The organism is Firmicutes bacterium HGW-Firmicutes-1, assembly GCA_002841625.1.
Lineage (GTDB): Bacteria > Bacillota > Clostridia > Lachnospirales > Vallitaleaceae > HGW-1.
In genome coordinates, this window is record PHAG01000010.1 from 89,574 (window position 1) to 105,394 (window position 15,821).

13 protein-coding genes and 2 tRNA genes are annotated in these 15,821 nt (G+C 34.0%); all 15 read left to right on the forward strand.

The window, feature by feature from the left end:
• The first annotated feature begins 7 nt into the window (after positions 1–7).
• Complete coding sequence (locus CVU84_13210; protein PKM93864.1) at positions 8–1,204, forward strand: sugar ABC transporter permease; 1,197 nt, start codon at positions 8–10, stop codon at positions 1,202–1,204.
• 141 nt (positions 1,205–1,345) lie between these two features.
• Complete coding sequence (locus CVU84_13215; GenBank protein PKM93865.1) at positions 1,346–3,148, forward strand: hypothetical protein; 1,803 nt, start codon at positions 1,346–1,348, stop codon at positions 3,146–3,148.
• Positions 3,149–3,313: 165 nt separating this feature from the next.
• Positions 3,314–4,600, forward strand: coding sequence for an O-acetylhomoserine aminocarboxypropyltransferase (locus tag CVU84_13220; GenBank protein ID PKM93866.1), 1,287 nt, complete (start codon positions 3,314–3,316; stop codon positions 4,598–4,600).
• A 134-nt stretch (positions 4,601–4,734) separates the two neighbouring features.
• Positions 4,735–5,631, forward strand: a complete 897-nt coding sequence (locus CVU84_13225) for a hypothetical protein (protein ID PKM93867.1) — start codon at positions 4,735–4,737, stop codon at positions 5,629–5,631.
• A gap of 504 nt (positions 5,632–6,135) precedes the next feature.
• A tRNA-Arg gene (locus CVU84_13230) sits at positions 6,136–6,212 on the forward strand.
• 304 nt (positions 6,213–6,516) lie between these two features.
• Positions 6,517–7,254: an N-acetylmuramoyl-L-alanine amidase gene (locus tag CVU84_13235; GenBank protein PKM93868.1), complete on the forward strand. Its 738-nt coding sequence runs from the start codon at positions 6,517–6,519 to the stop codon at positions 7,252–7,254.
• A gap of 12 nt (positions 7,255–7,266) precedes the next feature.
• Positions 7,267–7,536, forward strand: coding sequence for a hypothetical protein (locus tag CVU84_13240; protein PKM93869.1), 270 nt, complete (start codon positions 7,267–7,269; stop codon positions 7,534–7,536).
• A 151-nt stretch (positions 7,537–7,687) separates the two neighbouring features.
• Positions 7,688–7,882: a hypothetical protein gene (locus CVU84_13245; GenBank protein PKM93870.1), complete on the forward strand. Its 195-nt coding sequence runs from the start codon at positions 7,688–7,690 to the stop codon at positions 7,880–7,882.
• A gap of 92 nt (positions 7,883–7,974) precedes the next feature.
• Positions 7,975–8,047 (forward strand) — tRNA-Thr (locus tag CVU84_13250).
• Positions 8,048–8,078: 31 nt separating this feature from the next.
• Complete coding sequence (locus CVU84_13255) at positions 8,079–11,099, forward strand: hypothetical protein (GenBank protein ID PKM93871.1); 3,021 nt, start codon at positions 8,079–8,081, stop codon at positions 11,097–11,099.
• A 233-nt stretch (positions 11,100–11,332) separates the two neighbouring features.
• Entirely contained in the window at positions 11,333–12,700 is a 1,368-nt protein-coding gene (locus CVU84_13260) for a hypothetical protein (protein PKM93872.1), read from the forward strand.
• 26 nt (positions 12,701–12,726) lie between these two features.
• The gene (locus CVU84_13265; protein PKM93873.1) at positions 12,727–14,061 is read left to right on the forward strand and encodes a hypothetical protein; all 1,335 of its coding nucleotides are present in this window, start codon (positions 12,727–12,729) and stop codon (positions 14,059–14,061) included.
• Between the two features lie 63 nt (positions 14,062–14,124).
• On the forward strand, positions 14,125–14,877 hold the full coding sequence (locus tag CVU84_13270; protein PKM93874.1) for a tRNA cyclic N6-threonylcarbamoyladenosine(37) synthase TcdA: 753 nt from the start codon (positions 14,125–14,127) through the stop codon (positions 14,875–14,877).
• Positions 14,878–14,889: 12 nt separating this feature from the next.
• The gene (locus CVU84_13275) at positions 14,890–15,342 is read left to right on the forward strand and encodes an Rrf2 family transcriptional regulator (GenBank protein ID PKM93875.1); all 453 of its coding nucleotides are present in this window, start codon (positions 14,890–14,892) and stop codon (positions 15,340–15,342) included.
• A gap of 24 nt (positions 15,343–15,366) precedes the next feature.
• Positions 15,367–15,813 (forward strand): Rrf2 family transcriptional regulator, encoded by a 447-nt coding sequence (locus tag CVU84_13280; protein PKM93876.1) that lies wholly within the window; start codon positions 15,367–15,369, stop codon positions 15,811–15,813.
• The last annotated feature ends 8 nt before the right edge of the window (positions 15,814–15,821 follow it).

Sequence of the window (15,821 nt, forward strand, 5' to 3'; positions counted from 1 at the left end):
GTATATTATGGAAGATAATAAAATCAGTAAGTCACAAATTAAAATTATGATTAAAAATAATATTAGACAATATACAATGTTTATTGCACTAATAAGTATTATGTTGATTTTTTCAGTTATTGAATCAAAATTTTTATCTCCAAGAAATATCTCTACTTTGTTTTTGCAAACAGGATATATTGCAATTTTAACGTGTGGAGTTGTACTAATTATAGTAGCAGGACATATCGACTTATCCATTGGCGCAGTAGTAGGACTTACAGGAGCAATTGCTGCTAGGCTTATGGTTACAATGGGGCTACCAATGTGGTTAGCCATTATACTTACTTTAGTAGCAGGACTTATAATTGGTATATGGCAAGGTGCTTGGGTAGCTTATGGAAATGTCCCAGGATTTATCGTAACTTTGGCAGGTATGTTGATTTTTAATGGACTCTTGTTATTGGTTACAAAAGGTGGAGTTACCATTAACTTTCCTCAAGAATTTAAACTTATTGGTCAAGGATATATTCCAACGTTGTTTATGGAAAACAATGTAAAAGATATGATTCCACATGATACAACGATGATTATCTTGGTATTGTCTTTAGTGGGCTTTGTATTATTTGAAATGAAAAAAAGAGCGGATAGAAAGAAATACAATTTCCATGTTTTATCTACAAAGCTTTTTATTGCGAAACTATTTGGTGTTTCAGCATTAATTTCGGCGGTATTAGGCGTAATGGCATTATACAAAGGTATGCCATACTCAATCCTTATAGTTATTATTATTGCAGGCTTTTATACATTCTTAACGAATAACACAGCCTTTGGTAGACATGTATATGCTATTGGAGGAAATAAAGAAGCAGCAAAATTATCTGGTATTAACATTAAGCTCAGAACATTAATGATATTTGCTTCAATGGGTGTTTTAAGTGCTGCTGGTGGTATCGTATATGGAGCAAGAGTTGGTTCTGCAAGCTCATCTGCAGGAGCAGGTATGGAGCTAGATGTAATTGCTGCAGCCATTATCGGTGGTACTAGTACCATGGGTGGTGAAGGTACGATCATTGGAGCTGTTATCGGGGCACTAGTTATGGGAACCTTGGAAAATGGTTTACTCTTAGTAGGGGTATCCACAGAAGCAAGAATGATTATTAAAGGTTTGGTATTACTTCTTGCAGTATTTGTTGACATTAAAACAAGAAAAAATAAAAGCTAATTAAAATAATATGGTAACCATGTCCCACCTTTCGGGGTGGGAACATGTATGTCTTACCTTAATGGGTATTTTAACTAAATATGGTAGATTGTTTTACTGGTATAAATGCAACCCGCATGAGAAAATGGAGAAAAGCGGAAGTTGGTTTTTGAGAACTTGGGTAAAAGGAGCCTTATGATGAAAAAATTAAGTTTAAAAGTTATGATCCTTTTAATTAGTGTTTCAACGTTTATTTTTGCAACCTTAATTGGCTTAAATTTATATTCAATTAATGAGTATAAATTAAAAACAAAAGAGTTATACACTAAAGGCATTCAAACTCAATTTGACAACGGACTAGTATATGAGGTAGATACCGTAGCAGCGCTCCTCAAGAATTATAATTTTAAAATTGTTAGTGGTGAATATACACTAGAAGAGGCAAAAGCACAAGCTATAAAGGATATTAGTAGTATATCCTACGCAGGGATCAGTGGTTTTTGGATATTCTCATCAGATGGGACGTGTCTATTATATTCGCTTGATCATAGTTTAGAAGGAAGTAATCAATTAGGTTATAAAGACGCACAGGGAAAACCAGTTTTTAGTGACCTTATCAATAGTGCAAAATCAGGTGGGGGATTTGTTGATTTTAATGCTGTATGGTCTAAAAATGTACCAGAACCAGTAAATATTCGTGCTTACGCTAAGAAATACGAAGCATTCGATTGGGTTATTGCAACAGGCTTAACCTATGATAAAATTGACAGTAATTTTACTACTTTTAACAATATTTCCGATCAGTATGTTACGAAGTTAACTAGAAGTTCAATAATACTTGCAATCATTTTATTAAGTATCGTTATTGGGATTGCAATCATTTCTGGGTTCAAGCTGACGAAGCCAATTATACAGATTACTCGCGCTTCGGCACTTTTGGCAAAAGGAGATTTAACAACGCATGTACAAGTGAAGTCAAAGGATGAAACTAAGAAGTTGGCAGATTCCTTTAATGAAAGCATTTCTAGCTTAAATATACTTGTTAAAGATGCGCTATCTGTATCAACAAGAGTAAAGAATTATGCTGAAATTACCAATGCCTCTATGAGAGAATTAGCAGTTGGAACTACTCAAATTTCAAGTACGATTCAAGATCTAAGCATTGGAGTAAGTAAACAAACAACTTCAGTGGAATCTATACATAATCGTTCGACAGACATTTTAACACGTTTATTAATGATCAATGATGAAATGACACAGTCTAGCGACATTTCAGCGGCAACAAAGGAAATAGTGGCAAATGGCACACAGACTATTGAATTTCAAAAAAATAAAATGGATGAAAATAAGAGAGCATCTGAATCAACAGTTATTTCAATAACGAATTTATCAAAGATTTCTAGTGAAATAGCAAACATCATTACGGTAATTGAAAACATCTCTTCACAAACTACATTACTAGCATTGAATGCAAGTATTGAAGCAGCTCGTGCAGGTGAACATGGTAAAGGCTTTGCAGTTGTAGCTGATGAAATTAGAAAATTGGCAGATGAGACAGTGAACTCAACTGGAAAAATTACCCATATTATTTCTGATGTAAATGGTGCAGTAAATGAAGCTGTTAAAACAATAAAAATCTCACAAACTGCAGTTGCTGAACAAGAAACATCACTCATGCAAACGGCTAATGTTTTCGAAGATGTCACTTCAGCAGTAACACAAGCATATAACAATGCGATCACAGTAAAAGAAGCGACTTTAGCGTTAACTGTTAATGTTGAGAAAATAAATGATGAAATTAGCGAAATATCTTCAATATCCCAGGAATCTGCGGCATCCTTTGAAGAAGTATCAGCTACAAATGAAGAACAAACTGCAAGCTTTGAAGAAATTACAGCATCAATTGATGAATTAACGAATCTAGCAGAAGAGCTTAATAATAACTTGCAGAAATTTAAAGTATAGCTTATCCTCCCTCCCCATATAGATAATGTTAGAAAAAGGGCGATTCATTAATCCATTAACCATGGGCTAGAGAACCGTTCTTTTTCTATCCCTTGATAACTACTGCTTGATTATAAAATTCTTTTATTCTATACTATAATAAATATTTCGGAGGGAGCTATTAAAATGAATCAAAATTGGAAACTAGAAACCAAAGCAGTACAAAGTGGATATTCACCAAAAAACGGGGAACCTAGAGTACTACCAATTTATCAAAGTACAACCTACAGATACGATACATGTGAGGAGGTAGCTAATTTATTTGACCTTAAAACAGTAGGTCACATGTATACTAGAATTAGTAATCCCACGGTAGCAGCATTTGAAGAAAAGATTGCACAGCTTGAAGGCGGCATAGGGGCCATGGCTACTGCTTCTGGACAATCAGCTACCCTTTTATCAATCATGAATATTTGTCAGGCAGGAGAACATATATTATCTGTTAGTTCATTATATGGTGGTACCTACTCTTTATTAAAAACAACGCTTAAAAAGTTTGGCATTGAAGTAACCTTTGTTGATCCAGACCTTGCACAAGAAGTGTTGCAGACCTATATTAGAGATAATACAAAAGCAGTTTTTGCAGAAAGTATTGGAAATCCAGGACTAAATGTTTTGGACTTTGAAAAATTTACTGACTTGGCACATAAGAATAATCTACCACTCATAGTTGATAATACTTTTCCTACACCATTTTTATTAAGGCCATTTGATTATGGGGTAGATATTGTAATACACTCAGGAACCAAGTATATTGATGGGCATGCGACAAGTGTAGGAGGAATTATAGTTGATAGCGGTAAGTTTAATTGGTCAAATGGTAAGTTTCCGGAAATGACTACACCAGATGACAGCTACCATGGTGTTGTTTATACCCAAGATTTTGGTAATGCAGCTTATATTACAAAAGCAAGGGTACAGCTATTAAGAGACACTGGTGCGGCAATTAGTCCTATGAATGCTTTTTTGATGAATCTTGGACTGGAAACACTTCATTTAAGAATGGAACGTCACTGTGAGAATGCGCTTAAGATTGCTCAGTGGTTACAACAACAAGATGAAGTTGAATGGGTAAACTATCCAGGACTACCTAATCACCCTTCTTATGAATTAGGCAAGAAGTACTTACCGAAAGGCTGTAGTGGTGTACTAACTTTCGGACTAAAGGGTGGAAGATTAGCTGGAGAAAAGTTCATTGATAGTTTAAAATTGATAGCGCTAGTTGTTCACGTTGCAGATGTTAGGTCTTCGGTATTACATCCAGCAAGTACAACGCATAGACAGCTTACGGAGGCTGAGCAAATTGCATCCGGCGTTAAACCAGAGTTGATTCGTTTCTCAGTTGGAATTGAAAATAGGTTGGATATTATTGATGATTTGAGACAAGCATTAGATCAAGTTGCAAACGCTTAACCTCTGTGAACTTCACATGTTTTCAGGTGTTCATGTTGGCTAAAAACATATAGACAAACAGGCATACAAATGCTATATTATGGTTATATCAAAATGAGATATATATTTTTACATATAGGGCAAGGTGAAGCAGGATGATGTTGTACATTTCAGCGTTAGGATTTAGTGCGTATAATACAAAAGAAAAAGCCGAGGGAATCGTAAGCGATATAATTGCAAATCCCAATACAAGATACATCTCAAATTATAAATCAGATGAAATAAAGGTAGAATATTACAAGGAATATGGTACAGAATTTGGGCTAATCGTTAGAGGTGCCCTGAGTCAAGATGAAGAACTGACTGTATATTCCTTAATTCCATATGCTATTGGTAGTGTGATTACTGATACACACGAAATAGATGTAGTTAAAGGTGAAAAAACAGACGTATACAATGCTTTTTGTGAAGAAAGTCGATCTGGCACGCCAGTGTCTTTTTTTCTTCAAAATGTAATAGATTATTTAGAAATTGAAGACCAAGAGGATATTTATATTGAAGGTGTTCGATTTGTTGCTTTTTCTGTTGAGGGCACGGTAATACTTCCAATTGATAAAGATGAAACGGATATATTACTTGAAGAAGAAGAAGATGTCTTTAGAGAAGAATTATTAGAAAAAGCAAGGCAGGGAGATGAAGAAGCCATGCAAATTCTTGAAGAAGAAGCATTGGAATCTTCGGAAATTCTTCAAGAAAGATTAAAGGATGAAGACCTTCTTAGTATACTTGAAGGTTTTTTTGTCCCACTTGGCGATAGTGAGGACATCTATTCATTTTTAGGTACGATTGAGGAAGTAGCTGAAACAGTTAATAAAATGACAGAAGAAAGAATATATATATTAAGTATTAAATGTATGAGTTTATATATTGATGTATATATTAATGCAGCTAACATTATTGGAATTCCAAGTGTGGGAATGCGATTTAAGGGCACATGTTGGGTTCATGGTCTTATTGAATTTGAATTTAATGGCGCCTATGAAGAAGAATAATCATTGAAAGCAATTAAATTGAGAATGAAAAAAATCACTGAATGTGTCAAGCATTTTTGAAAATGTCCCAATAAATCCAAGATATAAGCAATAGTTATAGTGGTGCTCAGACTGTCGACAAAAGCATTTTTTCTGATTGGTGTATTCCATTATTGGGCAGTAAGTGTTCATTTTTCTGGCCTTTCTCTTCGACCGGTCGGGCGAAAAATGAACACTTACTGCCTTTTATATTTATCTTGAAGAAAAAATGCTTTTGTCTCTGTTTCGTTAATTGAGTGGTTATCACCTCGATGTTAATATTCATGAGGGTATATTATAAACCATTGATTTGAAATGGGACATAATCAAATGTGGTATACTAGGACATGATCATATGTGAATCAGACAGGTGTGAATCAGACACCAAGCAGATTTTCTGAATACTACTTGACATCAGCTTGAAACATGATAAAATGTTAATGCAATCAAAATATACATGATTGAGTTAATGGTAGTAATGTGAATGTTTTCGTAGCTCAGTAGGATAGAGCGATCGCCTCCTAAGCGATAGGCCGTGGGTTCGAATCCCGCCGAGAACACTAAAGTACTGTGGTTTTAAGGCGTAAGAAATATAGTTATTACAAGGCTTTGAAGTGTTAATAGCACTTAGAAGCCTTGTTTTTGTTTATGAGTATACTTTGAGAGGTTGATACATTCTATCGGATTAAAAATTTAATTGTTTTGTTGCAACCCATGACTTAGAGCTAACACAAACATTAATAAAACATAGAAATTATCATATTTGACAAGTTTACAATGAGTGATCTTTTTTCACGCTGCTTCAAAAATAGCAAGTCAAATCATTGCGAATATAATATATAAAGTAAACAAGAAAAGAGGTGTGAAATGGAAATAACAACGCAAATAAAAACTCTATTAATACCATCGGGTACAAAAAGAAGAAGTGGAATCAAAATGAACAAGGTTGAATTCTTTGTAGACCATGATACAGGAAATGCTAATTCGACTGCACAAAATAATGTCTCCTACTTCATTAGATCTGCAAACACCTTGTCAGCATCCGCTCATGTGTTTGTTGATGATAAAGAGGCAATCATGTGTATTCCTTGCATGGACAACCCCGAAAAAGCATGGCATGTGCTATATGACAAAGTAAAGGATAATGAATTATTTGGTGGAGATGCCAATGATATTGCTATCGGTCTAGAGTTATGTTATTTTCCAAATGATAAAAAGCGGTCACTTAAAGCATATGAAAACTATGTGCAAATCGCAGCTTATTTATCAAAATACCATAATGTAAATCCATCAAAGAGACTTGGACATTTTGAATTAGATCCAGATCGAAGAACGGATCCCAATAATGCCTTGAAGTATATAGGTAAAACGTACTTAGATATGAAAAGCGATATCTTAATAAAATACAAAGAGCTTATTAGTGAGGAGGAACCGATAGTGGATGAACCAACGAATGGTACAGAAGATGTAGCTGATTGGGCAAAAGATGCCCAAGCCTGGGTAATACAAAATCATGTAAGTGATGGAACGAATCCCAAGAATAATGTATCTCGGGAAGAGGTCTGGACAATGCTGTATAGAGCATATCAACTAGGTAAAAGCTAAGGAGGTGTTATTATGGAAGCATGTATTATTTGCACCATAATCTTCCTATTTGTACTGACTCTAGCGGTTCTGTGGTTTAAAGGAAAGAAAAAGCTAGTTAAAAAAATTATTTTAGAATTGGTCGCATTAGCTGAAGAAAAATATGGCTCAGGTACAGGTGAAATTAAATTAGCCTCAGTTTTATTAGAAATTTATCAGGAGTATCCTTGGTTGGAATACCTTGAGACATGGGTCATCAAATGGATAAACGAAGCAGTAAAGTTCATGAACAAAAGTCAATAGTTTCAAACTATTTTCACCTGTCTGTTGTTGAGACAGGTGATTTCTTAATCTACTAGTTGAGGTAGTCAATTTTCTTTTATTGAAAAGTTCTAATCAATTGTGTTATCATTAATGTAGATAAACAAATCAAAATAAAAAAGGAGATACAAAGGTGAGTATATTTAAGGTTAAAGATTTGAAGCGAATAGTTGATGTACTTGTTCAAGATGGTATAGAATTAGTTGAAATTGAACTTTTTGATAGAGATGAGATCGAAGGCGAGCTTATTGGCGCATCGATAGAATTTAATGGTTGCAGTGACGATGAAGATGGAATTGATTATGGTTGTATTGAAGAGTTTATTTAAGAATATAGTGAAGCGTAATATTGAGAATAATCAGCAAAGTAGTTCATAAAATCAATTGTAGCAGATAATGATTTACACATTATAAGATATTGGCTGGCGTAGCTCAGTAGGCAGAGCAGCTCACTCGTAATGAGCAGGTCGGGGGTTCGAATCCCCCCATCAGCTTATTTAATATCCAAAAAGGAGATAAGTGGATATGAATATCATAAATGCGAAATTTAGCCCAACCATCTTAGGAGAAGACTACATCATTAGAACTAAGCTATTAAGTGATATGAAGAAAAACAAGAATGTTATTTTCATTACTGGACCTGCTGGCTATGGTAAAACGACACTCCTAGCGCAGTATCATAAGGCTGTTGATGAAAATGTAATGTGGTACCATCTAGATAGATATGATGATGAGATAGGAACCTTTATTACATATTTTACAAAGGGTATTAGTAGGTTTTTGGAAAAAAGGGATGTAAATATACCAGGCATATCAGATGAGCTACTTATAGAAGTAGAAATAAAATCCTTGGTTGCAGAGATGTTGAACTATCTAACAATTAACTGCAAGGAAAAGCTTACTATCATTTTAGATGATTTTCATTATATTTCTAATACACAGATTCTTGAAATGGTAAACACATTTTTAAAATATATGCCTTCAAATATTTGCTTTATTTTAGCATCAAGAACAAAGCCAAACCTAGATAGTGATTACCTAATTACGAATGATCGTTTTTTGGAGATAAACATAGATAGCTTGAAGTTTACTAATGAGGAAGAGCAGGAGTATATTGACGCAGTTAAATCTACCTACAAGGTTTGCTCTATTGGGAAGGACACCATTCGTAAAAATAATGGATGGCCCTTTGGACTTAACCTTTTGCAACATGCTGTAAGAGAAAACCTTGTTGGTGACTATGAAATAAATGATTTGTATAAAAAATGTTTTGACAATATATATGAGCTTTCTGATGATAAAGAGTTTTTAATATCTACTTGCATGCTTGACGTACTTGACATAGAGGCTTGTAACTTTATAGCAATTAGAAACAATACAAATGAAATTTTAAATAGATTATCAAATAAAGGGCTTTTTATAAGCAAGACACATAATGGTGTATATAAGTATCATGATTTATTTAAGGATTATTTAATTAATAAAGTAGATGATAAAAAAACTATTTACGCGAAGATAGCGGATTATTACATTTCTAAAAAGAATTATATTGAGGCAATCGATTATTTGCTACTAAGTGAAGCATACAAAAAGGTTGAAGCAATATTAAAAAGAGATAGTTATAAATATATATCTATTACATATTATTCTAAGGTATATAATTGGGATAAAAAGATTTCTAAAAAACAGGTAAATAAATATGGAGGGTTAAGTCTTATAAAAGCGATAATAGCCCTTAAGGATTTAGATGTAGACGGGGGCACTCATTATATTTTAAATGCAAGGGAGCTATTTGTAAAAAATAATGACAAAGACGGCCAATTAAAAGCCGACATTATATGGGTAAAGGCGTTAAGAATGCAACAAAAATTTTCAGAGGCATACGAATTAGCAACTACAATATATGATAAGCTTGTCGATAGAGACCTAGATGAAAAAATAGATATCATGACCGAAAAATTACATTCAGGTGCATTTTTATGCAAGGTTCAAGAGGAATATAAGTCTTTAAAGAAAGAGGTTAAAGGCATTGATGAAAAAAACATTAAAAATCATGAGGTACAAGCTCTTGCCTTACTTGAATATGCTAGCTATTTAATTGGTGAATATAAAACTGCCATGGAAATTCAGTCTAAATATAGAAACCGAATTTCTCCATTGAATTCAATTTTATATACAATTAGAATTTATGTTGTATGGGGACAATTAGAAGAAGGAAAAGAACAGATTCAGTATGAAATTGAAAATGCCAAAAAATTTAGACTTTCTTCAAACCTTCCAGAGCTATATGCAATTTTAGCAGAGATTGAATTTCATAGGGGAAGATATAGCCTGGCAGAGAAGTATTTTAAGGAAGCCATCGATTTATTTGAAGATAACAAAAACAATCTATTTCATTTGTGTGTCTTTACTTATATTCATTTTTTAGTGTTTATTGGAAGAAAAGAGGAAGGCTTAGAATTGATTGTGAAAAGTTATAACAATATTCCGAAAGAAAGTTATTGGGGATATATGATGGCTGATATGATGCTTTCACAAACTTATTTATTATTGGGAAACTACACCAAAGCAATATCATATTCCGAAAAAGCTATGATTCCTTCTGAGGAATTTGGTACTAAGCTATATATTGCTACACTTAGTGCTGTTCTTGCTACAAGCTATTTAGCACTTGGGTATGAAGAAAAAGCATTCATTTATGCTAAAAGAAGTATGGCGTTGTCAGAAAGAGGTAACTATATTCAAGACTTTATTACAAATTATGAATTTTATAAACCACTATATGATTTTTGTTTATTAAAAAATATAAATAAAGAATTTATTGACCAAATTGTAGATAGATCTTCAAAAAATGATCCATCTTATCATGAGCTAGAAAAACCTAAGCTATATGTGCAGTTTTTTGGCGATAATATTGTAAAGTCTGTAGGAAAGTTAATAAGATGGAGAACAAGTAAGGCGAAAAACATTTTTTATTATTTGGTGTATAATGGAAAGACGGGTGTAACGAAAGATAAGCTGATAGATACATTTTTTGAAAATTATGATTTAGATAAAGCCCAAGGTAATTTGAGAACTACACTTACATATATTAGAAAAGCATTGTTAGAAGTTGGATTTAAAGATATAATATGGACTGCTAACGGTAGGTATTTTATTAATGACAAAAATATTATGACTGATTTATCAATATTTGAGGACATCATTACTAAGATAAATAGTAATCATGATTCCAGCACAGTACTATGTCAAGAGTTATGTAAAGTGTATAGAGGAAGTTTTTGTGAAGATATTGACCTCTACGATTTTACTTTGGAAAGAGAGCGGTATTCAAATATTTTTGAAAAAGCGATACTAAATACAATTTCTTATTTAGATATAAAGGGGAGCTATAAAGAAGCCATAGTTTTTATAAATATTCTACTCAAACACAAAAAGTTCCATGAGGAGTATTATCAAATGAAAGAGCAGCTCTACAAAAAACTAGGAGATTCTGCTATGGTTAAAAAGACACAAGAGGAAAGTCTTCTTACGGAGCTAATATAAAAACAACTTCAAAAATTCTATTATTAAAAAGCATACATTACAATTAAAATGTATGTTTTTTTAGTTGTGAGGATTTTTGCACAGGGTAAGTTTTTAACTATTTGTTTATTATTTGTTAACGGGGACTTGCTATCATTATAAATGAATGACAAATTCAAGTTTGATTGGAAGGTGATGGTTAAAGTAGTTAGTAGGGTACCAATTAGAGATATCATAAAAGGAGGCGTAAAGAAATGAAGTATTTTCAAAAATTTGCAAGAAAACTAATTGCTTTTGTTTTAACATTGGCAATTAGTATACCGTTATTTACGGTGGGTGTTTTAGCGGAATCGGATATAACAAATCATTGGGCGGGGAATACGATCAAGGAGTGGTTAGAGAAAGGCATAGCAAGTGGCTATGGGGATGGCACTTTTAAGCCGGAAAATAGTATTACTAGGGCGGAGTTTATGAACCTTGTTAACAATGCGTTAGGGTATACAAAAGAATCAATGATCCAATTTAAAGATGTTACAGAAGGTAAATGGTATTATAATGTTATCCAAAAAGCAGTAGCAGCAGGATATATAGCGGGTTATGTGGATGGAACAATGAAACCTAATAGCCCAATAACAAGACAAGAAGTAGCTGTTATTATTTGTAAGATTAAAAACGCTGAACAAAGTCCAGATAGTAGTAAGCATTTAACAGATGAAAATAAAATAGAAACATGGAGTAAAGGTTATATAGGTGCAGTTGTAAGAGATGGTTATATGGGGGGATATACAGATGGTAGCTTTAAGGCTACAGCTCAAATTAAACGTGGTGAAGCAATTACTGTATTAAATAACGTGATTTCTACAGTAACATATAATAAGCCAGGTACATATGGGCCAGCTACGGGAACCGAAATAATCAAGACGAATGTAATTGTAAAAGCAGATGGTGTCATACTTCAAAATATTCATATCAAAGGTAATTTGACGATTGCTGAAGAAGTTGGGAAAGGAAATGTTACGCTCAATAACGTAACTGTTGATGGAGAAACGTTCATAAGAGGTGGCGGGAAGGATAGTATCCATATTAATGGAGGTCAATATCATAAAATTACTGTTCAAAAGACCTCAAGTGGGCAAGTGCGTATTGTAGCTATTGATGTCAAAGGAACAGAAGTTATCATTTCAGAACAAGCGGCGGGAGAAACGATAATACTAGAAGGAAAGTTCGATAGTGTAAAAGTTGATGCTGATAATGTAGAAATTAAAACGCAAGGTAATACACAAATAAGTGAAATGAAAGTTGGAAAGGAAGCACAGGGATGTAAAATTAACCTGGAGGCAGGTACTAAGGTAACAAAGTTAATATTAGAAGTAACAACGGACGTGAAAGGTAACGGCACGATAACGGAGGCAATTGTATCAGAGGGTGTAAAACCCCCAAGCATAACTCCAACTATTACTACATCAGCTGGAGGAGGGTCATCACAACCATTAACACAAGTTATTTCTGGAACATTAACTGTTTCAGCAGGAGTACCGGATTTAACAGCAGCAACAATCCAATTGAAAAAGGCCAACGTTAATGTTGGAGCACCAATTCATCCAGCATTACAGCGAACTTAAATGGATACTATGAGTTTTCAACTGCATTGTTTGATGTAGTGAATGGTACCAATATCTCTGGGAAAAATCTTGAAATAGCGAGAAAAGAACCGATCATTACAACACAGACTTCAACAACTGTAACAAAAGGTACAGATGGAGTGAGTATTGCAATTGATTTAACCTCAGGGAAAGATTATCCAGCACAGGTTTTGAATTTAGGTCATACGTTTGCAGACAATGCAACGGTCACAAACCTTAACAATTGGACTGTAAATACAGGAACAACCGGATTAACCTTTTCATCCATTACCAAAAATAGCGATACGCAAGTAACGCTTAACTTTACAGGATTAACAACAAATGCAAGAGCCTTTACAGTTCAAGCAGAGGCAGCCGCAATATCGGGTAATTATTCATTTGATAGTAACGTATTGGCTTTTAGTGTAGTACAGGATGATTTGATTACCGACTCAACTGGTGGTATGCAAATCTACTATGCAAAAAATACGGATGTCCAAGATATGAGAGCTGTTGTAGTCATGGTACATGGACTTGCTGAGCATTTAGGTAGGTATAATGAGTCGGCAGAGGCGCTAAATGCGGCAGGATATGGAGTCTATAGACTTGATAACAAGGGACATGGTAAAACGGGTGTTGCAAATGGAGATCAAGGATATGTTGAAGACTTCAGCGAATACTATGAAGACATTGATTTAGTAGTTGATATAGCAAAGGCAGAAAACCCTGGCAAACCAGTCTATATGCTAGGACATAGTATGGGAGGCTTACTTACAGCAATGTACGGAGTAACCTATACAAGCAAGCTTGATGGCCAAATAATATCAGGTGGTGCAACAGGACCTTATTACTTATCCTTTGGGTTAGATGATGCAGCATTTTATACGGCAGTAGGGGGAGCAAATTCGCTTGTACCAAACAGTTTAACGAGTACAGTATGTAGGTATCCAGCAATTCAATCCTATTATTATGTTGATCCATTACGACTAACGTCGTATACAAGAAAGCTTCAATGGGAGACCTTTGGTGCAGGATCAAAATATTTAGAGGATCAAATAACGGCAGGGAATTATACATATCCAGTATTTATTATTCATGGTGGAGACGATAGAATTGTATCTAAGGCATTTTCAGAAAGCCTAAACAACAATATTGATTCAGTTGATAAGACCCTCACCATTTATCCGGGCTTATACCATGAATCACTTAATGAAAGAAATGAAAAGGTAGTAGTTACAGAAGATATTATCTTAGATCAATTACTAACAATAACCAGCTATTTTCGGATTTTAGTCGAAAAGGCTGGTTTTTTGTTTAATAATACTCGTATAAAATCAAGAGATAAGCTTTATATTATATAAGGAATATGATATCATTATTTATAATAACGATAGGATTACTATTTTAAGGAGATATAAAAAAACATGCTTCATGAATTTTCAAGAACAGAACTACTTATAGGAAAACAAGGTATAGAGAAGCTAAAGAATGCAAAGGTTGCTATATTTGGTATCGGTGGAGTAGGAACTTTTGTGGTTGAAGGCCTAGTTCGTTCAGGTGTTGGTAAATTTGTTTTAATTGATGACGATTGCATTTGTTTAACAAATATAAATAGACAACTTCATGCTACAAGAAAGACGGTAGGAAAACCTAAGGTTGAAGCTATGAAAGAAAGGATTCTAGATATTAATCCGAAAGCAGAAGTAGAAACCATTCAGAGCTTTTATATGCCAGACAATGCGGATGAAATGTTACAGGATGATTATGACTATATTGTTGATGCTATAGATACAGTAACGGCAAAGATAGATTTGATTTTACAAGCAAACAAAAGAAACATACCGATAATTAGTTGTATGGGGGCTGGGAATAAGCTTGATCCAACTAAATTTGAAGTGACAGATATTTATAAAACCTCTGTTTGTCCGCTTGCTAAGGTTATGAGAAAAGAGCTCAAACGAAGAGGCGTTAAAAAGCTAAAGGTAGTTTACTCGAAGGAAACTCCTATGAAACCCCTTGAAGAAGATGATTCAAGTTGTAGTAACAATTGTATTTGCCCCTCAGGAACAACAAGAAAATGCACTGTAAGGCGTCAAATCCCAGGTAGCATTTCTTTCGTTCCCTCAGTGGCAGGACTTATTATAAGCGGAGAAGTAATCAAAGATATGATACGATAGGAGGTAAGATCTATGAAGATATCAACAAAAGGCAGATACGCGCTTGAGGCTGTACTGGATTTAGCAGTTCACTCCCAAACGGAGGTAGAGAATTTAAATAACATTTCTGAAAGATTGAAAATATCAAAAAACTATTTAGAGCAATTATTTAGTGTACTTAGAAAAAAAGAGCTTATTAATAGCGTTCGAGGTGCCCAAGGTGGATATAGGTTAGCCAGAAGTGCAGATAAAATTACTGCGGGTGAGGTCATACGTGCAGTAGAAGGACCATTATCACCAGTTAATTGTATAGAAGAAGGTAAATGTGATGATCCGTGCAATGATTACTCTACATGTGTAACTAGATTAATGTGGCTAAGAATGATGGATGAAATCAACAAGGCCGCGGATAGTGTTACAATTAGTGACTTAGTGGACGCATATGGAAAAATGAAGAAAAAAGACATTATCGAATATTTTATTTAATTAATCAACAAGAGGTGTAGAGATATGAAAATTTCAACAAAAGGTCGATATGGACTAAGAGCAATGATTGACTTAGCAGTATATTCAAATGGAACACATGTATCACTGTTTAGCATTGCAGAAAGACAAGGTATCTCAGGAATATATTTAGAGCAGGTTTTTGCTACTCTAAGAAAAGCGGGTCTTGTAAAAAGTGTTAAGGGAGCACAAGGAGGATATTTGTTGTGCGACAGACCAGAAAACATTAAAGTTGGCCAAATAATTCGTTCGCTCGAAGGAGATTTATCTGTTATAGATGAACAAGAATCCGACAAAACGGATTACAGTTTAATATCAGCATGTGTAAAAGAAAATGTTTGGGACAAAATAGATGATAATATTAATAAACTCGTCGATGGTATCACACTTGAGGATTTGGTAATAGAACAAAACAAATTAAATGATGATTCCGGTTCTATGTTTCATATTTAATCTAATAA

Excerpts from the sequence above, each read along its gene's own strand:
- CVU84_13240 (PKM93869.1), top strand. The coding sequence starts at position 7,267 with ATGGAAGCATGTATTATTTGCACCATAATCTTCCTATTTGTACTGACT.
- CVU84_13220 (PKM93866.1), top strand. The coding sequence starts at position 3,314 with ATGAATCAAAATTGGAAACTAGAAACCAAAGCAGTACAAAGTGGATAT.
- CVU84_13255 (PKM93871.1), top strand. The coding sequence starts at position 8,079 with ATGAATATCATAAATGCGAAATTTAGCCCAACCATCTTAGGAGAAGAC.
- CVU84_13280 (PKM93876.1), top strand. The coding sequence starts at position 15,367 with ATGAAAATTTCAACAAAAGGTCGATATGGACTAAGAGCAATGATTGAC.
- CVU84_13275 (PKM93875.1), top strand. The coding sequence starts at position 14,890 with ATGAAGATATCAACAAAAGGCAGATACGCGCTTGAGGCTGTACTGGAT.
- CVU84_13260 (PKM93872.1), top strand. The coding sequence starts at position 11,333 with ATGAAGTATTTTCAAAAATTTGCAAGAAAACTAATTGCTTTTGTTTTA.
- CVU84_13270 (PKM93874.1), top strand. The coding sequence starts at position 14,125 with ATGCTTCATGAATTTTCAAGAACAGAACTACTTATAGGAAAACAAGGT.
- CVU84_13235 (PKM93868.1), top strand. The coding sequence starts at position 6,517 with ATGGAAATAACAACGCAAATAAAAACTCTATTAATACCATCGGGTACA.
- CVU84_13225 (PKM93867.1), top strand. The coding sequence starts at position 4,735 with ATGATGTTGTACATTTCAGCGTTAGGATTTAGTGCGTATAATACAAAA.
- CVU84_13210 (PKM93864.1), top strand. The coding sequence starts at position 8 with ATGGAAGATAATAAAATCAGTAAGTCACAAATTAAAATTATGATTAAA.